Below are 19,531 nucleotides of genomic sequence, written 5' to 3' on the forward strand. Positions count from 1 at the left end.
CACGCCAATGTGACTATAAAGCCAAGTTCTACCTAAGAGCTTGGCTTTTCATTTTTAAACTGTCGAACAACCCCAAATAAACCCTCAAACCCCGTCATATTTAGCGTTTAGTGTTTGAATTGCCTAAGTATCCGTTGTTAAATGTCCAACCATCATCACCACACAGCGTTAAATTCAGAATAAGAGAGCGGAATGGCTACCATTAAAGATGTTGCGAAAGAAGCAGGCGTGTCAATTGCGACCACCTCTCGAGTGATCAACAATGCGCCTCACACCAGTGAAACCGCCATTACAGCCGTGAAAGCGGCAATGGAGAAGCTTGGCTATCGCCCAAATGCCAACGCTCGAGCACTGGTCAGTAAGTCTTCAAATGCGATTGGTGTGCTGGTTAATGATGTTTCTGCCCCTTTCTTTGGTTCGATGATCAAAGCCATTGATACCGTAGCGAGTGAACAAGAAAAACAGTTACTGATTGGCAGTGGATATCATGATGCGACCAAAGAGCGTAATGCAATTAACTTGCTGATCAACAGTCGCTGCGAATCACTCGTGGTTCATAGCAAGGGCATTAGCGACGAGGAATTGGTAAAGCTGGCGAATGAAGTGCCCGGCTTGGTTCTCATCAATCGAATTGTTCCCGATATCGAAAACCGCTGTATTGCTCTCGACAACCGCCGCGGCTCTTACATCGCGACGGAATACTTGATTAAAAACGGGCACAAGCACATAGGTTACATCTGCTCGAGTCACAACATTGAAGATGCTCATGATCGCTTAGCAGGTTATTTGGATGCACTGAAAGATAACGGCATTGAACCTAGTGACGAATACATCGAATACGGCGAGCCTGACGAGTTAGGTGGTGAACAAGCCATGGTTAACCTAATGGCTAAAAACACCGACATCACAGCGATTGCCACTTATAACGATTACATGGCTGCTGGCTGCTTGGCACTGCTGCAAGAAAACGGCATTCAAATTCCAGAAGACATGTCAGTCATTGGGTTTGATGATGGACACATTGCGCGCTTCATTTACCCTAGATTGACGACCATTCGCTACCCAATTCAAGTCATGGCAAATCAAGCGGTTAAATTATCTCTTCAACTCGCAAGCGATGAACCGAAAGAGCAATCAGAACATAAGTTGTTTATGCCTATACTGGTGCGCAGAGCTTCGGTTCGAAACATCAGTTAAGAATACTCGGGGCACTAAAGCGTAGCTTCATAAAACGAACAGTTACTAGAGCTTGATGTTTTCGATTCCTGACACTTTTTACAACAAAGAAAATAGGATTGATTTGATGAGTTATCATTCGGTTAATCTTATTTTTCATTCCCATCAAATACCCACCTATACTTAACCTGATCTGTCTTAATCAAACGTTTACTCGTTGATTTTTTCACCAAGTGTCTAAATCCCTAGTGATCCTTGGTTGTTATTAGGTGAGCAAAGCAGGATAATATCGGGATCGGAATCTCAAGAATTAATCCATTATGACCGAATACCTTTTGTTGTTGGTTGGCACAGTGCTGGTCAATAACTTTGTACTAGTGAAGTTTTTAGGGCTATGTCCTTTCATGGGAGTCTCCAAGAAACTGGAGACTGCGATTGGCATGGGCCTCGCGACGACTTTCGTTCTGACGTTAGCGTCGGTATCTGCATACCTAGTAGAAACCTACATCCTTACCCCTCTGGGTATTGAATACCTACGTACCATGAGTTTCATCTTGGTTATCGCGGTAGTTGTTCAATTTACGGAAATGGTCGTTCACAAAACCAGCCCGACTCTATATCGCCTGTTGGGTATCTTCCTGCCTCTTATCACCACCAACTGCGCGGTGTTAGGTGTGGCACTTTTGAACATCAATGAAAACCACAACTTCATTCAATCGATCATCTATGGTTTTGGYGCAGCGGTGGGTTTCTCTCTTGTGCTGATCCTATTTGCTGCGATGCGTGAGCGTATTGCGGTTGCTGATGTTCCAATGCCATTCAAAGGCGCATCAATTGCGATGATCACAGCAGGCCTAATGTCTCTGGCATTTATGGGCTTTACTGGGTTGGTGAAATAAGCATGAGTACCATTTTAATTGCGATCATTGCGCTAGCCGTTTTAGCCGCTGTTTTTGGCGCTATTTTGGGCTTTGCTTCTATCCGATTTAAAGTAGAAGCTGATCCTATCGTTGATCAAATCGATACCATTTTACCGCAAACTCAATGTGGCCAATGTGGCTACCCAGGTTGTCGCCCATATGCAGAGGCGATCGCTAACGGAGACAAGATCAACAAATGTCCTCCGGGCGGCCAAGCAACCATAGAGAAGCTAGCAGACTTAATGGGCGTAGAAGTTGAAGACTCCGCTCATGACTTAGATAACAAAGTAAAAACCGTTGCTTTCATTCATGAAGATATGTGTATCGGCTGTACCAAGTGTATTCAGGCCTGTCCTGTTGACGCCATTGTTGGTGGAACCAAGGCTCTTCACACAGTTATCAAAGATGAATGTACAGGTTGTGATCTATGTGTCGCACCGTGCCCTACTGACTGTATCGAAATGATTCCAGTGGCAACAACGACTGAAAATTGGAAATGGCAGATGAACATCATTCCTGTTACAGATATCACTAACCAAGCAACTGATGCGACCGCGTCAGAGCCTAAGGCGTAGGGTTAGTATGATCTCTTTAATTGAACAAATTCGCACGGGCTCTATTTGGAACTTCCCGGGCGGCGTGCACCCTGCTGAAAACAAGAAACAGTCCAATACCACTGACATCGTTCATGCAAGGCTTCCTGAAGAAATCGTTCTTCCTGTCAAACAGCACATCGGTAAGCCAGGTAACTTATTGGTTGCTGCGGGTGACACCGTGCTAAAAGGCCAACAACTGACAGCCTTGGACACGGGTTTTACGTTACCAGTACATGCACCTACGTCAGGTGTGATTACCGCTATCGAACCAAGAACTACCGCTCACCCTTCGGGCTTAAGCGAACTCAGTGTAATCATTAAACCTGACGGCTTAGACACTTGGATTGAAAAACACCCAGTTGAAGACTTTTCAACAAAGACCTCAGACGAACTGCTTGATGTGATTCGTCAAGCCGGTATTTCGGGCATGGGCGGCGCCGGCTTCCCTACTGCGAAAAAGCTGCAGTCAGGCCTTGGTCGTACTGACATTTTGATCGTCAACGCTGCTGAGTGTGAACCTTACATCACCTCTGATGACAAGTTGCTTCAAGAACATGCCGAAGAAGTACTCAAAGGCATCGAAGTGGTTGAACACATCCTTCAACCAAAACTGACCGTGATCGGCATTGAAGACAACAAGCCAGACGCGATAAAAGCACTTGAGATTGCAGCGAAAGACAAAGACATAGTCATTCGTGTTATCCCAACCAAATACCCTTCTGGTGGTGAGAAACAGCTCATCAAGATCCTCACTAATAAAGAGGTTCCTGCCGGTGGTATTCCTGCAGATATTGGTGTTTTGGTTCAGAACGTAGGCTCTCTCTACTCGATTAAGAGAGCAGTAATCGACGGTGAACCTGTCGTTAACCGCGTTGTGACTTTAACCGGTAAGACCTTTAAACAACCTCGTAATGTTTGGGCGTTATTAGGCACGCCAGTACATGAGTTGCTTGAAGAGTTTGGCTACAAAGCCGATAAAAAGCTGCCGCGTTTGATTTTGGGCGGCCCTATGATGGGCTTCACCTTGCCACATGCCAATGTGCCAATCACGAAAACGTCGAACTGTATTTTAGCGCCAACGCGTCGTGAAATTTCACCAAGCACTTACGAGATGGAATGTATTCGATGCAGTGCTTGTGCCGAAGCTTGCCCTGCCTCTCTACTGCCTCAACAGCTGCAATGGCACGCGAAAGCCAATGAGCTGGACAAATGCGAAGAGCTAAACATTAAAGACTGTATTGAATGTGGTGCTTGTGCGTTTGTTTGCCCAAGTGAGATTCCTCTTGTTCAGTACTATCGCCAAGCGAAAGCTGAAATCAAAACAAGAAAAGACGAAGCGACGGCCGCAGAGCGCGCCAAGGTTCGTTTCGAAGAGAAAAACGCTCGTATGGAGCGTGACAAAGCAGAACGCGAAAACCGCTTCAAGAAAGCCGCGGATAACCGTCGCAAAGACATGAAAGCGGCAGACGGTGACGATGCAATTGCTGCTGCGATTGCACGAGTTAAAGCACAAAAAGCCGCTGCTGATCAGGCTCCAAGTGAAGAGCCAACAGTGAAACCTGCGGTTGCAGCTGCGATTGCTAAAGCAAAAGCGAAACAAGCTGCGGCTCAGAAAGCAGACGGTGCTGAACCAGACAACTCTGAAATGTCGAAGCTACGTGAAGAGCGTAAGCGTCAAGCTCGAGAACGCAAGGCGCAACAAGCTTCGGCTGAGGCCCCGGTTGAAAGCTCTAGTGATGGCAAGAAAGACGCCGTTGCTGCTGCAATAGCTCGTGCTAAAGCGAAGAAAGCACAGCAAGCAGAATCAGCTTCTGACGTTCCAACTGAAAGTACTGGCGATGCTAAGAAAGATGCCGTTGCTGCTGCAATAGCTCGTGCTAAAGCCAAGAAAGCACAACAAGCAGAATCAGCTTCTGATGCTTCAGCTGAAAGCTCTGGCGACGCTAAGAAAGATGCTGTCGCTGCTGCAATAGCTCGCGCTAAAGCAAAGAAAGCACAACAAGCGGAGTCAGCTTCTGACGTTCCAACTGAAAGTACTGGCGATGCTAAGAAAGATGCCGTTGCTGCTGCAATAGCTCGTGCTAAAGCCAAGAAAGCACAACAAGCAGAATCAGCCTCTGACTCTCCTGCTGAAAGTACTGGCGATGCAAAGAAAGACGCCGTCGCGGCGGCTATTGCTCGCGCTAAAGCCAAGAAAGCTCAACAAGCGAAATCGGCTATTCAAACAGAAAGTGAAGCTCCAACTGGAAGCTCTGGCGACGCTAAGAAAGACGCCGTTGCTGCAGCTATCGCTCGTGCTAAAGCTAAGAAAGCACAGCAAGCGGAATTGGCTATTCAAACAGAAAGTGAAGCTCCAACTGGAAGCTCTGGCGATGCTAAAAAAGACGCAGTGGCTGCGGCCATTGCACGCGCTAAAGCGAAGAAAGCTCAGCAAGCAAAACAAGCTGAAACAGTAGAAACGCCTGAGCCAGTAATTGAAGTTGAAGCTGAAACTCAACAAGAGTCAGTCGATCCTAAAAAAGCGGCTGTTGCTGCCGCTATTGCACGCGCTAAAGCGAAGAAAGCTCAGCAAGCGAAACAGACTGAGACAGCAGAAACGCCTGAACCAGTGATCGAAGTAGTAGCTGATGCTCAACCAGAAGCTGTCGATCCTAAGAAAGCCGCTGTTGCTGCCGCTATCGCACGTGCTAAGGCGAAAAAAGCACAGCAAGCTAAGCAGGTCGAAGCTGAAGAAATCGCTCCCGAACCTGTAGCTGAACCTTTAATTGAAAAAGAGACTGTGGTTGAATCTGAGGCTCAATCAGAACCCGTCGATCCTAAGAAAGCAGCCGTTGCTGCCGCAATTGCTCGTGCTAAAGCAAGAAAAGCGCAGCAAGAGCAAGATAAAAAGAACAATGAGGAGAAAGAGTAGTGGCCTTCTTTATCGCCAGCTCACCGCACGCACACAGTCGTAGAAGCACCCCAGATCTCATGAAATGGGTGGCTATTTGTGCATTGCCAGGTCTACTAGCTCAAACCTACTTCTTTGGATGGGGTACGCTCATCCAGTTAGTATTTGCTATCGCACTTGCTCTTACCTTTGAAGCAGCCGTAATGCTGTTGAGAAAACGTCCGCCAGTGATGGCGCTGCGTGATTACAGTGCGGTTGTGACCGCTTGGCTACTCAGTGTCGCTATTCCTCCACACTCACCGTGGTGGATTCTAGTGATTGGTATGTTCTTCGCGATTATTATTGCAAAGCACCTATATGGCGGGCTTGGGCAAAACCCATTTAACCCAGCGATGGTGGCTTATGTTGTTTTGCTGATCTCATTCCCAGTTCAAATGACCAGTTGGAATGCACCAGCCAGCTTAACCGCTGAAGCAACAAGCTTTGTTGACTCTTTCTTGATGATCTTTACGGGTTTCAATAACGAAGGTTTGTCTCTTCAACAAGCACGCCTTGGTATTGATGGCACTACAATGGCAACGCCGCTTGATGCATTCAAAACGGCATTAACGGCAGGTAACACAGCGTCTGAAGCTCTGTCTCAACCTCAATTTAGCTGGCTAGCTGGCGTAGGTTGGGAATGGGTGAACCTTGCTTACCTAGTTGGCGGCTTGGTACTTATCAAGCAACGCGTGATTCAATGGCATATTCCTGTGGCGTTCATCGGCAGCCTTGCTCTGTTTAGCCTAGTGTTCTTAATCCTAACTCCAGGTGAAACCGCTTCTCCAACCATTCACCTATTGTCTGGCGCAACCATGCTTGGTGCATTCTTCATTGCAACCGACCCGGTTTCAGCTTCAACGACAGTAAAAGGTCGATTGGTATTTGGTGCACTGATTGGCGCGTTAGTGTTTATTATCCGCAGTTGGGGTGGTTTCCCCGATGGCGTGGCGTTTGCTGTATTGTTAGCCAACATGTGTGTTCCACTGATTGACTACTACACCAAACCTCGCACATACGGTCACTAAGGAGCGGATACCATGCTAAATGCTATTAAGAAAAACGGCCTTGTACTCGCGATTTTTGCGTGTGCTTCAACAGGTTTGGTCGCGGTGACTCACTACCTGACCAAAGATCAGATCAAACAGCAAGAACAGGCTCAACTGCTGTCTGTTCTTAACCAAGTGATCCCACACGATCTTCACGACAACGAACTGTTTTCGTCTTGTACTTTGGTTCAAGCAGAAGAACTTGGTACTGAGCAAGCGATGCCAGCTTACATCGCTAAACTTAATGGTGAGCCAAGCGCGATTGCTATCGAAGCGATTGCACCAGACGGCTACAATGGCGCGATTAAAGTCATTGTTGGAATGAAAATCGACGGTACGATTTTAGGTACTCGCGTGCTTTCACACCAAGAAACTCCTGGCTTGGGTGATAAGATTGATCTACGTGTGAGTGATTGGATTCTTTCGTTTGCAGGTAAGCAAGTGACGGATTCTAATCTAGACCGTTGGAAGGTTCGTAAAGACGGTGGTGACTTCGACCAGTTTACTGGCGCAACCATTACGCCAAGAGCGGTCGTTAAGTCGGTTAAGCAAGCGGTTCAGTACGTTAACCAAAACAACCAAGCATTGCTTGCTCAACCTCTAAATTGTGGTGGTGAATAATGAGTGACCATAAAACACTAATCAAAAATGGCATGTGGGCTAACAACCCTGCCCTAGTTCAACTTCTTGGCTTATGTCCTCTGTTGGCTGTGTCTTCAACGGTGACGAACGCACTTGGACTAGGTATTGCGACTCTGCTTGTATTGGTCGGTTCGAACGTTGCTGTTTCTCTGGTTCGTAACCACGTACCAAAAGAAGTGCGTATTCCAGTATTCGTAATGATCATTGCATCACTGGTAACCTGTGTTCAACTTCTGATGAATGCTTACGCGTATGGCCTTTACCTGTCTTTGGGTATCTTCATCCCGCTGATCGTAACCAACTGTATCATCATTGGCCGAGCTGAAGCCTTCGCTTCTAAAAACGAAGTGCTGCCTGCTGCTCAAGATGGTTTCTGGATGGGTCTTGGCATGACATCGGTACTGGTTGTACTGGGTGCAATGCGTGAGGTTATTGGTAACGGCACTCTGTTTGATGGTGCAGACCTGCTTCTTGGTGATTGGGCTTCTGTATTACGAATCCAGATATTCCAATTTGATAACAGCTTCTTGCTAGCCCTGCTTCCACCAGGTGCCTTTATTGGTGTTGGTTTCTTGATTGCCTTGAAAAACATCATCGACAACCAAGCAAAATCTAGACAGCCTAAACAAGAAAAACCTGTCATTGAACGCGCTCGCGTTACCAATGCTTAACAAGTTACAGTAACTTAAACCCTGCTGAGTAGCTCAACCGCTCAGCAGGTAATTAGATTGACCAAGTACACATAATAATGACGCTCATAAGAGCGCGTAACCGATGATAAAGCCTGAGCATTGAGAGTTTATTGAATACCAACTCCGGAACTCAAGCCCTAACTATTTGAAAGTAATGTCGCTATGAACAATGTAAAACGAGTAGAAATACTTGAGCGTTTAAGAGAAAACAATCCAAAACCAGAGACTGAGCTTAACTGGAACAGCCCTTTCGAGTTGCTGATCGCGGTACTTTTATCAGCACAGGCAACCGATGTCAGTGTCAACAAAGCAACGGATAAGCTTTACCCAGTCGCCAATACTCCACAAGCCATTTTCGACCTAGGTGTTGATGGGTTGAAAGAGTACATCAAGACAATCGGCCTATTTAATTCAAAAGCAGAAAACACCATTAAAACGTGTCGAATGCTGCTTGACCTACACAACGGTGAAGTACCGGAAGATCGTGCGGCATTAGAAGCCCTTCCTGGCGTTGGTCGTAAGACAGCTAACGTAGTATTGAACACCGCTTTTGGTTGGCCAACCATTGCCGTTGATACTCATATCTACCGTGTATCAAACCGTACTAAGCTAGCAATGGGTAAAACGGTCGACGATGTTGAAGCTAAGCTTCTCAAAGTCATTCCAAAAGAATTCAAATTGGATGCCCACCACTGGCTCATTCTTCATGGACGTTATACCTGTATCGCGCGCAAACCACGTTGTGGCAGTTGTATCATTGAAGACCTATGTGAGTTCAAAGAGAAGACAGACGTCTAGGCTCATAAGCTGTTAGCCCTAAGCGAAAGAAGCTAACCAGCCTATTGGCTAAAAATCGCCGCGTTTTTCTCGCGGCAGAAAACAGAATTACAAAAACGTAAACATAGTTAAAGCTAGGAGCAAATCATGTCAAACGGTCGTATTTTACACACCATGCTGCGCGTTGGTGATCTAGATAAGTCTATCGAGTTCTACACAAAAGTAATGGGCATGCAGCTATTACGTAAGAACGAAAACAAAGAGTACGAATACACACTGGCTTTCGTTGGCTTTGGCGACGAATCTCAAGGCGCTGTGATTGAACTAACGTACAACTGGGGCACGACTGAATATGACCTTGGTTCTGCGTTTGGCCACGTTGCTATCGGTGTTGATGACATCTACACAACGTGTGACGCGATTAAAGCAGCAGGCGGTAACGTGACTCGTGAAGCAGGCCCAGTAAAAGGTGGCTCTACGCACATCGCATTCGTTAAAGATCCTGACGGCTATATGATTGAGCTGATTCAAAACAAACAAGCAAGCGCTGGTCTAGAAGGTTAATCCCTAAATACCTTTGCAAGATTAGGCTAGAACGCCTGATGAAATGAACAGAGAAGCGAGCACTATGCTCGCTTCTTTTTTATCACTCTCCCCATAATCGATATTCTTTATTAGGGCTTGTTGATGTTTTGCGGTTGAATTTTGTTCGAGATAAAAGCGTTTTAATCGCGGCGAGGGAGACGTAGCCTAGTCATTTTAAGCAAGTCTCCCTCAACAAAGAGAAAAACGCTTTTTGCCGAACCCTTTGGGCAGCGTTTGCTGGTTATTAACGACTACGTTATCAACTTCTCTTACAAAAAAACGACGTATCAAAGCCTCATCCTTCCATATAAACCCAGCAACTCGCTGCAAAAACAAGCTCAAAAGGTCAACATGCCCTATATATTATTAACAATCTCACTGATGAAACTTTACATGATAATGATTATCATTTAAATTAACAGCCTATTGATTAGTGAGGTAATACAATGATTAGCGAATGGGAAAAACACACGTTACTCGCCGATACGGCATTGCAGCTCGATGATCCTGTACGAAGTATTCTTCACTATCAGCAAGCATTGAACTTAAGCGAAGAAATTACAGAACGTACCGATATTCAGGCCGATGAACGCCTACTTATCTCAGTGATTTCTTGCCACAATCTTGCGCAATTCTGGCGCTGGGCCGGTGATACTGAGTACGAACTTAAGTATCTCCAATTAGCTTCAGAAAAAGTGCTGACTCTTATCCCTCAGTGCCCTAACACGCAATGTTCTAGCTTTATCGATTCAATTGGTTGCTGTAAGAAAGCGCTTATCGATTTCATGAAACGCCATCCCAACCCTAAAATTGCTTCTATGGTGGAAAAGATCGATACCGCGACCAATTGTGAAATGATCGCTCGCTTCCGCTTAAACTAAGCAAGCTCCTTTCGCAGATGAAACACTTAGCCTGTTGATTCAGATACAAAAAGCCCGTGGCGACGGGCTTTTTAATTTGAGCTTTAGATTTTATTTGCGCTAAACCTGCGTTCTACCCAATGAAATAACAACGCGTCGGTTCTTGTCTTTACCAATTGGCGAGTTGTTGTCGGCAATTGGACGACGTTTACCATAACCTTGTACTTGAATACGGTCTTCTGGCAAGCCTAAAGATTTAAAGTACTCTCTCAACGATTCAGCTCTGCGCTCTGAAAGGTTTTGGCTAATACCCTTGCTGTCAACTGAGTCGGTGTACGTTGCCACCAGCACAAGGTCAATGTCTTGGTTGTAGCGAACATAATCGGCAATCTGGCTCAGCCTTTTACGTGACGACTTATTCAGCTGATCGCTGTTACGGTCGTAATGCAAGATAGTGAAAGAGATATCTTCAAAGCTATAAGGCAGTAAGTTGGCAACACAATCACTGAACACATTGTATTTTTCTTGGAACAACACCGACGACAACGACACTTCGATACGTTGATCTCGGCTTTGCCACTCTTGGTAACTGAATGTCGGGTAGCGCCCCTTCTCCAGCTCGCTCAAGATACCCCAAGCGGTTTGTCCGCCCACGTAACCATCAAATTGTTGGAAGAACTTAATGGTTGTCATGCGATCGGCACTTTCGCCCGGACGCCAAGGTGGTGGCATGGAAATCAAGCTGACATTGCGTGTCGCACCCATTGGCCGGCGCATTTTAAGCTCAAAGTCCAAAATGATTTTTTTACTCGCACGAGATGAAAACTCAGCGTCACCAAAATTTGGGATTGGATGAACTAAGCGACATTCTAGTGGCGTGTTAGCCACCATCTCCCACGTTGACTGTTGAGGAGATGCTCCGTAACGCTTTTCTTGTGCCGTTACCGATGACGACATAAGAAGCGAAAATAGCATTGAACCTGTTATGAGTTGTTTCTTCATAAAGTGGAGTATCTCTTAAGCAATTCGTTTAACAATGCAGCCAATTGCCGCATTTTTCTCTCGCGTTTAAATATGCAATTATCAAGCCGCAATGGGTCGGCTAATTTATGATTTATTGCCCTTCCCTAGTTTTTATCATTGCTATTATCTGCAATAATGCAGCCTTAATCACACTTATTTGGGCTAACATGACTGTAGAAAACGAAGCTCTGACCCTAAAAAAACGCTTTCGCGGCTATTTTCCAGTGGTCATCGACGTGGAAACCGCAGGGTTTAACGCAGAAACCGATGCATTATTAGAAATCTGTGCCATTACATTAAAAATGGATGAGAACGGAGATCTGCAACCTGCATCAACGCTTCATTTTCACATTGAGCCTTTTGAAGGCGCAAATATAGAGCAGGCAGCATTAGACTTTAACGGAATTAAAGACCCATTTAACCCATTACGTGGTGCTGTGTCGGAACAAGAAGCCCTTAAAGAAATCTACAAGCTAGTGAGAAAAGAACAAAAAGCTTCAGATTGCAGTCGTGCAATCATGGTCGCTCACAATGCTACATTCGATTTGAACTTCGTTAATGCGGCAAGTGAGCGTTGTAAGCTTAAACGCGTCCCGTTCCATCCATTTGCAACTTTTGACACTGCAGCTCTTAGTGGTCTTGCCTACGGTCAAACCGTTTTGGCTAAAGCTTGCCGCACTGCAGGGATGGAATTTGACAACAAAGAAGCACACTCTGCTTTGTATGATACGCAAAAAACCACAGAGTTATTTTGCGGCATAGTAAACAAATGGAAAGCCCTTGGTGGTTGGCCTCTTGTTGACGAAGAATAAAAAATAGAGTCGGTAAACGTTTTTTCGTATTGCCTTCATAAAAAACACAACATCCCGAGAATAATATGAATCCTGTTGTAATTTCAGTTTGCATCATGCTTGTTTTAGCTTTGATGCGTGTAAACGTAGTCGTTGCTCTGACGTTCAGTGCAATTATCGGCGGCGTAGCCTCTGGTATGAGCTTGAACGACGCAGTCGCGGCTTTCGAAAGTGGATTAGGCGGTGGTGCAACGATCGCACTTAGTTACGCTATGCTTGGTACATTCGCTGTTGCTATCTCACGTTCTGGTATCACAGATCTACTTGCTCAAAGTGTTATTAAACGCATTCACGGCAAAGAGAACAGTGCAGCATCGACTGGTCTTAAATACGGCATCCTTGCGTCTTTGATCTTAGTGACCATGTCTTCGCAAAATGTGATTCCGGTACATATCGCCTTCATCCCAATCTTAATCCCACCTCTATTAGGCGTATTCGCAAAAATGAACCTAGACCGTCGTCTGGTTGCGTGTGTGCTGACTTTTGGTTTGATTACACCTTACATGGTTTTGCCGATTGGTTTTGGTGGCATCTTCCTAAACAACATCCTGCTTAAAAACCTTCACGACAATGGTCTTGAAAACGTTGTAGCAAGCCAAGTACCAATGGCGATGCTTTTACCCGCTGCGGGCATGATCTTTGGCTTGCTAACGGCAGTATTCTTTACTTACCGTAAGCCTCGTCAGTACAAAGAAACATCTCACACGATTGTTTCAACTGAGACAAAAGAGATCAACAAGAAGCACATCCTAGTAGCGGCGGCGGGTATCGTTGCAGCACTAACGGTTCAACTGTCGACGGGTTCTATGATCATCGGTGCTCTTGCTGGTTTCATGGTATTCACCTTCGGTGGCGTAATCGCTTGGAAAGAGACACAAGATGTCTTTACCAAGGGCGTTCACATGATGGCAATGATCGGTTTCATCATGATTGCAGCGGCAGGTTTCGCAGCAGTAATGAAGCAAACTGGCGGCGTTGAATCTTTGGTTGAAGCGCTTTCAACCAGCATCGGTGATAACAAGCCTCTAGCAGCACTGCTTATGCTAATTGTTGGTCTACTAGTGACTATGGGTATTGGTTCTTCATTCTCTACGATTCCAATCCTTGCAACTATATACGTTCCACTAGCAGCCGCATTTGGTTTCTCACCAATGGCAACGATCGCTCTAGTAGGTACAGCTGCAGCGCTTGGTGATGCGGGCTCTCCTGCTTCTGACTCAACATTAGGTCCAACATCGGGTCTTAATGCTGATGGTCAACACGAGCACGTATGGGAAACCGTAGTACCGACGTTCCTACACTACAACATCCCACTGATCGTATTCGGTTGGATTGCAGCCATGGTTCTGTAGTCAGGCTTCTGTAATTCGATGCTTTAGCTACGAAGCAATACATTAAACAAGACCGCCTCGAGCGGTCTTTTTGTTTCTGGGGGGTTCATTCCACTCTTCCTTCCTTTCACTCTCAATGAACTAGCGACGCCAAACAAAAAAGGCTTACTCTTATGAGTAAGCCTTAGAAGTCATTGCGTCAATACAGACAGCTCTCGCTGGATTATGCAGCGGGAGCGTTATTCACTAGAATTTCGCGAATAGACTTAAGCGTCGCTTCCGTTGAATGGTAATCCAATTCAACTTCACTAAAAATGCCATTCACTTCAAGCACTAACGTTGGGTAAGAAAACACCCCCATCGCTTCTTTAAAGCCTAACTGGTCATCTAACTCACTTTCCAATAACTTACTAGAAAGGTCATTTTCAAACTGTTGTACATTCATGCCTAGTTCTTCAGCCAACTGTAGATGCGTTTCTTGGCTGTGTGGCAACATCGCACGAAGGTAGTACGCGTGTTGAATCGCTTCCAGCATCGCTTCATAGTGATCTTGAAAACCTGCTGCAATTACAGCACGGCACGCAGGGTAAGTGCTGCGAACAGGCTTACACTCAGTCCAAAACTCGTGGTTAAACTCGGTACCTAACTTAGCTTCTATCTGCTTCCAGATCGCTTGCAGCTTGCCTTTCATCTCTTCTGACATTGGCTCATCAGAATCCGGCGCCAAGCCACCCACTACGTAGTTAAACTCAATACTCGCAGGTAATTGTTGTTTCAATAACTCAAGCGTTGGCTTGTATCCCCAACACCAGCTGCACATTGGATCATGCACATAATGAAGTTTTACGTTCATTGTTCGTTCCTTATCGAGTCAATGATTCGATCAATTCAAACAAAAAAGGAGCCTAATTAAGGCCCCTCATTTTAACTATTCAGCGCAAAGGCTAGAGCTTACTCAGTGTCATCACCAGCAACTTTAGCTGCTGCTTCTTTGATGATTGGCTGAAGTTCGCCTTTTTGGAACATCTCAAGAATGATGTCACAACCACCGATTAGCTCACCTTCAACCCAAAGTTGTGGGAAAGTTGGCCATTGTGCGTAAGCTGGAAGCTCTGCACGGATATCAGGGTTTTGTAGAATATCTACATAAGCAAATTTCTCGCCACATGCCATTAGAGCTTGAGACGCTTGAGAAGAGAAACCACAGCTAGGTAGCTTAGGAGAACCTTTCATGTACAGTAGAATAGTGTTTTCTTCAATTTGCTGTTTGATTTTATCGATAGTTTCCATTGCTTCCTCGTTAATGGATTACGGCTTTTATTGCCTTTATTCTACCCCAAACCAAAAGAATAAAAACCATATAAAAAAAGCGGTTAATAAGCTAAGCTAACAATTCACACAAAAGTGATGAAATAAGCTTTTAATAAAGTAAAAACTTGCTAAACTATATCGCAAGTCAGCAAATTGACCATGGTTGGCAGTATCGCGAGCCATGAATAATAATATCACTGGAAGCAATCGAAAGAGTTAACTCTTTCATATCAATGGAGAATTGAGCAATGGCATTTGAACTACCGGCTCTTCCTTACGCGAAAGACGCACTAGAACCACACATCTCAGCAGAAACGCTAGATTTCCACCACGGTAAGCACCACAACACTTACGTTGTTAAGCTAAACGGTCTTATCCCAGGTACTGAGTTTGAAGGCAAAACACTAGAAGAGATCGTTAAGACTTCTACTGGTGGTGTTTTCAATAACGCTGCTCAAATCTGGAACCACACGTTCTACTGGCACTGTCTTGCTCCTAAAGCAGGCGGCGAACCAACTGGCGCTGTTGCAGAAGCTATTAACGCTGCATTCGGTTCTTTCGAAGAATTCAAAGCGAAATTCACTGATTCAGCAATCAACAACTTCGGTTCTTCTTGGACTTGGTTAGTTAAGAAAGCTGACGGTTCTCTAGACATCGTTAACACTTCTAACGCTGCTACTCCTCTAACAGAAGAAGGTGTTACTCCACTTCTAACTGTTGACCTATGGGAACACGCTTACTACATCGATTTCCGCAATGTTCGCCCTGACTACATGGCTGCATTCTGGAACCTAGTAAACTGGTCTTTCGTAGAAGAGAACCTAGCTAAGTAATCTATTACTTAAGCTACGCTATTTATAGCGAGTTACCTGTTAAAAGCTCATGCCTCGGCGTGAGCTTTTTTGTATCTGTCGTATTCCTATCAATACGACAGATACAAAACAAATTAGCCAATCCAGCCTGCTTTTTAACCTATTCTTACCTTTCTTAATTGCCCTGCATGAATTCTCTATTCGCCTGTAATTAAAGGCTAAAGTTTGCCGACTCCATGCCGTTAAAGGTGTATCAAACGAGAGGCGTCATGCAAATACATACTTTAGACAAAGCAGGAATCATCAACGAACTGAAGTTCGGCATCGGAATCAGCCAAGCGGTTGAGCAAGGTCGCCGTGCAGATTTCGCGTTGCTGCTATCTATGTTTTCTAATGATGTTCGCGATTGCACGCCTATCGATACCATTGAAGTTACAGAAACAAATGAAGATCGCCTACGCAAGCAATTCGGCGTAGCAGAACCGCAGCAACTGCGTTCAAACCAATCTTCGTATGAGATTTCAGCGCAACAATCTAATTATTTTCATCAGGCTAGCCTTGCCAGCGCAAAACTCAGCCATTACTTGAAACCCGAAGCCTTGGCTTTTATGCCTGAAGATACTGCTGACTTCCCGGAAGAGGTTTACCAAAATCTTTCAGGTCACGACCGACGTAAACTGGCGAACAAGCATGTCCCTGAATTGCCTCATGCCACACTCTACAACGAACTATCGACTGCCCAACGTCAGTATCAAATTCAAGCTCAGGCATAACTTCAGCCCCGCTTTCTCGATTTATTTCTGTATCTCTATCGGCTTTGATCAATTCACTTTCTTGAATGATTCACGTGAGTGATATGAACCACTAGCCTTGGGCATACTCAAAACTCTCGTTGTCGATTACCGCTTGAAGTTACTACAAAATGTGACGTGCCACTAAGTTTATAAAAACTTATTAATTGGCGCACCTTAGTTTGAACCAATTCACACCCACTGTATGAAATTTAACCCATTCTTATCCGACACGGATGATTTGTTTAGGTACTGGGATGGAAATAAAAAGCTCAATCATATTGGTGACATCTGCCGGCTCGCGACTGGGAGGTACGATTGCGAACCACTTTGTGAACCTTGGAGCCACCGTCATCCTTTGTGATAACGATACCGAAGCGCTTCAGGCTACTTATTTACAATGTGCTCGGTTCTCTGATTCTGTTTACCACTACCCACTCGAAAGCCATGACAGCCAGTCGATTCTCAGCGTGTTTGATTTTATCCAAACCACTTTCAACACCACCCCCGATGTACTGGTCAATAACTGGATAAGTTCACCAATGCCGAGCCTAATTGGTGATCAGCCCGTCAGCAGCTTTATTAATGATCTTTCCTCTATGGCATCGACCCTTTTTGCTTTTGGCCAAATCAGCGCTGAGAGGCTACGAGAAGAAAACAAAGAAGGGGTTATCGTGAATGTCATATCGCACGACGACTTTCACGATGTATCCGGACTAGAAAGCGCCAATTCCATGATCACCGGTTTTACCCACAGCTGGGCCAAAGAACTCACCCCATTTAAGATCCGTGTTGGCGGTGTCGTTCCTGCGATTCACAACGCCGATGGCAAGTTCAACCGTTGTCACTGGGCCCAGCTTCAAGACGAGCTCACCAGAACAGCCGAGTACATCATATCTAACGATTACTTTAGCGGTCGCGTGGTTGCGGCCGAGGTCTAAGCGTTCAATAGCTGTTGTGTCTTGATGCAACAGCTTACATCGGATAAGAAAAGTTACGCTCCCCGCTAAGAAACAGACTTATTTAGCGTAAGAAAGCGCCTACAAATCTAAATTTATACTTTATATTCATACGGTTAAATCGTTACTCAATAATAGGGAATTTTTACACACCCCTATATATTTTATACCTTTTCCGCAAAATTATTACCACAAACAAAGGTTTGATCTTATGTTCAACCGTATAAAAAAAATATCCCATAAGTTTTTACTTTTAATCGCTATTAACTCCCTTGCTGCCATTACTATCGCTATTGTTTCGTTCAATTCGATGGATGATATACAAGAGAGCTTCTATTCATTTAATGACCTCAACCATCACGCTATTGACGCATCTGAGATCCAAGAAACCCTTTTGACAGCACGAGTCAATGCTCTTACCTACAGAGTGTCACAAGAAGATACTCATATTGATAAGGCAATCTTACTCATCAATTCGACTCAATTAGAGATGACTAATGCACTTGAACAAATGACAGATCCTAAGGAGAGTGCGCAGTCACTAGCTATCATTGAGAACCTTGACCAATACAAACAGTTACTGATGCGCACCAATGAGCTCTCCGAAATACAAGGGAAATTAGCCGACAATTTAACGATGATTGATAGTGAAACTCGCCAAGTGATTAATGTATTGAAGAAAAATTCTGAACATGACTTAGAGTTGTTCAAAGCAACCACTCGCATAGAAAGCCATTACAGAGAAACCATTCAACAATCGACCAAGTATTTGTTAAGCCACGATTTAGAAGATTACGATAGCTATAAAAAATCACACTCGAACCTTTTAGATGAACTTGATGATTTTAATAAAAGCTTTCCAGACATTGAGATACCTCGCCTAGTCACTTTATATAGCAGCATGTTTGAGAAAATGTCGGAAGTGAAAGACATTCAACGTGAGAATAATGATGTTTGGAATAAAGGACTTAACGTTACTGGAGCGAAAATAGCTGAACAACTCGAGTTGATCAGCTCTCATGCTTTCTCTTTGCAAAAGAACCATGCTTTGCAAATTCAAGACGAAATTGACAACGCGATTTTATGGTTAGTTGCCATTATCAGTGTCTCAATGCCAGTGGTATTTGTATTAGCTCACTTCATCTCCAAGAGCATCACCCGCCCGGTTGAGTTTGCACGAAATCATACGCATAGAATGGCGTCTGGCGAACTTATCCAATGGTATGAAATTGAAGGTTCAGATGAAATATCGCAAATGAGTGAGTCCTTACGCGACATGGAAGTAAAGTTCTACAGCATTGTACGTGAAATCACTCAGTGCTCTGAATTGTTAGCATCAGCTTCTGAAGAACTTTCATCTATCAATCAACAGGTTTTGATTGGCTCACAAGAACAACAATTAGAAACGGAACAAGTCGCCACCGCAATTAATGAAATGTCAGCTGCAATCAATGAAGTTGCTAGTGGTGCGAATATGGCCTCTACAGAAGCAGAATCAGCAACACAACAGGCAGATGTTGGTCACGATATTATGGTCAACGCGATGGGCAAAGTTTCTAGCCTTGTCGTTCAAATGGGTGACCTTAGCCAAGAAGTCAGTACGCTTCGTGTTGGGACAGAAGAAGTCAGTGATGTCATGGAAGTGATTCAAACCATTGCAGAACAAACCAACTTGCTTGCGCTTAATGCAGCTATTGAAGCAGCAAGGGCTGGTGACCAAGGTAGAGGGTTTGCAGTCGTAGCCGACGAAGTAAGACAACTGGCTCAACAGACTCAAAAAGCGGTTGAGAAAATCGGAGACCAAATATCAACATTACAGAAGAATACATATCAAGTCGTGAGTTCTATTGATGAAAACCAAGCAATGCTGACTGATACTGTCACACAGGCTGAATTAGCCAATGAAGCGTTCTCTACGATCAAAGAGCAGATTAATCAAACTAACAACCTCAATACACAGATTGCGACGGCAACCGAGGAACAAAGTGCAACGGCAGAAATGATTAACCAAAGCATTATTATGGTTAAAGACCGAGTAGAACAAACGGTATCTATGACCAATGATAATAACCAAGCTTCCAGTGAACTGGCTAAAATGTCTGTAACTTTAGCGGACAATATCAGCTTCTTTAAACTCAAGTAGTTCTTTAATGTCAGTTCTAGTCGTTACCAATCCGATAGGTTTTCAATAGACAAAAGCACATGGAGATAGAGTGAGCCACCCACT

At 44.6% G+C, this 19,531-nt stretch carries 19 protein-coding genes; 16 read left to right on the forward strand and 3 right to left on the reverse strand.

Features of this window, described 5'->3' with window-relative positions:
* The first annotated feature begins 192 nt into the window (after positions 1 to 192).
* The 10 genes from L1D22_RS14250 (at position 193) to L1D22_RS14295 (ending at position 10,247) form a co-directional block, all read left to right on the forward strand.
* Positions 193 to 1,197, forward strand: coding sequence for a substrate-binding domain-containing protein (locus tag L1D22_RS14250; RefSeq protein WP_239830272.1), 1,005 nt, complete (start codon positions 193 to 195; stop codon positions 1,195 to 1,197).
* A 299-nt stretch (positions 1,198 to 1,496) separates the two neighbouring features.
* Positions 1,497 to 2,075, forward strand: a complete 579-nt coding sequence (rsxA, locus tag L1D22_RS14255; protein WP_004734039.1) for an electron transport complex subunit RsxA — start codon at positions 1,497 to 1,499, stop codon at positions 2,073 to 2,075.
* Positions 2,076 to 2,077: 2 nt separating this feature from the next.
* Entirely contained in the window at positions 2,078 to 2,671 is a 594-nt protein-coding gene (gene rsxB / locus L1D22_RS14260; protein WP_004734040.1) for an electron transport complex subunit RsxB, read from the forward strand.
* A gap of 7 nt (positions 2,672 to 2,678) precedes the next feature.
* Positions 2,679 to 5,603, forward strand: a complete 2,925-nt coding sequence (gene rsxC, locus L1D22_RS14265) for an electron transport complex subunit RsxC (protein ID WP_239830273.1) — start codon at positions 2,679 to 2,681, stop codon at positions 5,601 to 5,603.
* On the forward strand, positions 5,603 to 6,649 hold the full coding sequence (gene rsxD, locus L1D22_RS14270; RefSeq protein ID WP_239830274.1) for an electron transport complex subunit RsxD: 1,047 nt from the start codon (positions 5,603 to 5,605) through the stop codon (positions 6,647 to 6,649). The genes rsxC and rsxD overlap by 1 nt, the downstream gene beginning before the upstream one ends.
* A 12-nt stretch (positions 6,650 to 6,661) precedes the next feature.
* Positions 6,662 to 7,291, forward strand: coding sequence for an electron transport complex subunit RsxG (gene rsxG, locus L1D22_RS14275; RefSeq protein ID WP_048662060.1), 630 nt, complete (start codon positions 6,662 to 6,664; stop codon positions 7,289 to 7,291).
* A complete protein-coding gene (locus L1D22_RS14280; protein ID WP_076656929.1) occupies positions 7,291 to 7,983 on the forward strand; it encodes an electron transport complex subunit E in 693 nt (230 codons plus the stop codon). The genes rsxG and L1D22_RS14280 overlap by 1 nt, the downstream gene beginning before the upstream one ends.
* Positions 7,984 to 8,166: 183 nt before the next feature.
* Positions 8,167 to 8,802: an endonuclease III gene (nth, locus tag L1D22_RS14285; RefSeq protein ID WP_239830275.1), complete on the forward strand. Its 636-nt coding sequence runs from the start codon at positions 8,167 to 8,169 to the stop codon at positions 8,800 to 8,802.
* Between the two features lie 126 nt (positions 8,803 to 8,928).
* Complete coding sequence (gene gloA / locus L1D22_RS14290) at positions 8,929 to 9,345, forward strand: lactoylglutathione lyase (protein WP_019822356.1); 417 nt, start codon at positions 8,929 to 8,931, stop codon at positions 9,343 to 9,345.
* A 467-nt stretch (positions 9,346 to 9,812) separates the two neighbouring features.
* Positions 9,813 to 10,247 carry a DUF2753 domain-containing protein gene (locus tag L1D22_RS14295; RefSeq protein ID WP_004734047.1) on the forward strand — a complete coding sequence of 145 codons (435 nt, stop codon included), beginning with the start codon at positions 9,813 to 9,815 and terminating at the stop codon, positions 10,245 to 10,247.
* Positions 10,248 to 10,346: 99 nt separating this feature from the next.
* On the opposite strand, the gene L1D22_RS14300 is transcribed toward L1D22_RS14295, so the two are convergent.
* Positions 10,347 to 11,228, reverse strand: coding sequence for an OmpA family protein (locus tag L1D22_RS14300; RefSeq protein WP_239716306.1), 882 nt, complete (start codon positions 11,226 to 11,228; stop codon positions 10,347 to 10,349).
* 188 nt (positions 11,229 to 11,416) lie between these two features.
* Here L1D22_RS14300 and rnt point away from each other — a divergent pair, with 188 nt between their 5' ends.
* A complete protein-coding gene (gene rnt, locus L1D22_RS14305; RefSeq protein ID WP_239830289.1) occupies positions 11,417 to 12,061 on the forward strand; it encodes a ribonuclease T in 645 nt (214 codons plus the stop codon).
* Positions 12,062 to 12,126: 65 nt separating this feature from the next.
* Positions 12,127 to 13,452: a Na+/H+ antiporter family protein gene (locus L1D22_RS14310; protein WP_026084414.1), complete on the forward strand. Its 1,326-nt coding sequence runs from the start codon at positions 12,127 to 12,129 to the stop codon at positions 13,450 to 13,452.
* A 202-nt stretch (positions 13,453 to 13,654) separates the two neighbouring features.
* Here L1D22_RS14310 and L1D22_RS14315 read toward each other — a convergent pair whose 3' ends face one another.
* Positions 13,655 to 14,284, reverse strand: coding sequence for a DsbA family protein (locus L1D22_RS14315; RefSeq protein ID WP_239830276.1), 630 nt, complete (start codon positions 14,282 to 14,284; stop codon positions 13,655 to 13,657).
* Between the two features lie 98 nt (positions 14,285 to 14,382).
* A complete protein-coding gene (locus tag L1D22_RS14320) occupies positions 14,383 to 14,721 on the reverse strand; it encodes a Grx4 family monothiol glutaredoxin (protein ID WP_239830277.1) in 339 nt (112 codons plus the stop codon).
* A gap of 269 nt (positions 14,722 to 14,990) precedes the next feature.
* On the opposite strand from L1D22_RS14320, the gene sodB reads away from it, so the two are divergent.
* The 4 genes from sodB (at position 14,991) to L1D22_RS14340 (ending at position 19,447) form a co-directional block, all read left to right on the forward strand.
* Entirely contained in the window at positions 14,991 to 15,575 is a 585-nt protein-coding gene (sodB, locus tag L1D22_RS14325; protein ID WP_004734050.1) for a superoxide dismutase [Fe], read from the forward strand.
* 248 nt (positions 15,576 to 15,823) lie between these two features.
* Positions 15,824 to 16,327 (forward strand): VC2046/SO_2500 family protein, encoded by a 504-nt coding sequence (locus tag L1D22_RS14330; protein ID WP_275665063.1) that lies wholly within the window; start codon positions 15,824 to 15,826, stop codon positions 16,325 to 16,327.
* Between the two features lie 275 nt (positions 16,328 to 16,602).
* Positions 16,603 to 17,286, forward strand: a complete 684-nt coding sequence (locus tag L1D22_RS14335; RefSeq protein WP_210473251.1) for an SDR family oxidoreductase — start codon at positions 16,603 to 16,605, stop codon at positions 17,284 to 17,286.
* Between the two features lie 229 nt (positions 17,287 to 17,515).
* Positions 17,516 to 19,447, forward strand: coding sequence for a HAMP domain-containing methyl-accepting chemotaxis protein (locus L1D22_RS14340; RefSeq protein ID WP_239830279.1), 1,932 nt, complete (start codon positions 17,516 to 17,518; stop codon positions 19,445 to 19,447).
* Positions 19,448 to 19,531 lie beyond the last annotated feature (84 nt).

Origin of the sequence: Vibrio sp. Isolate34 (assembly GCF_022397915.1) — a bacterium.
Taxonomy (GTDB): Bacteria; Pseudomonadota; Gammaproteobacteria; order Enterobacterales; family Vibrionaceae; genus Vibrio.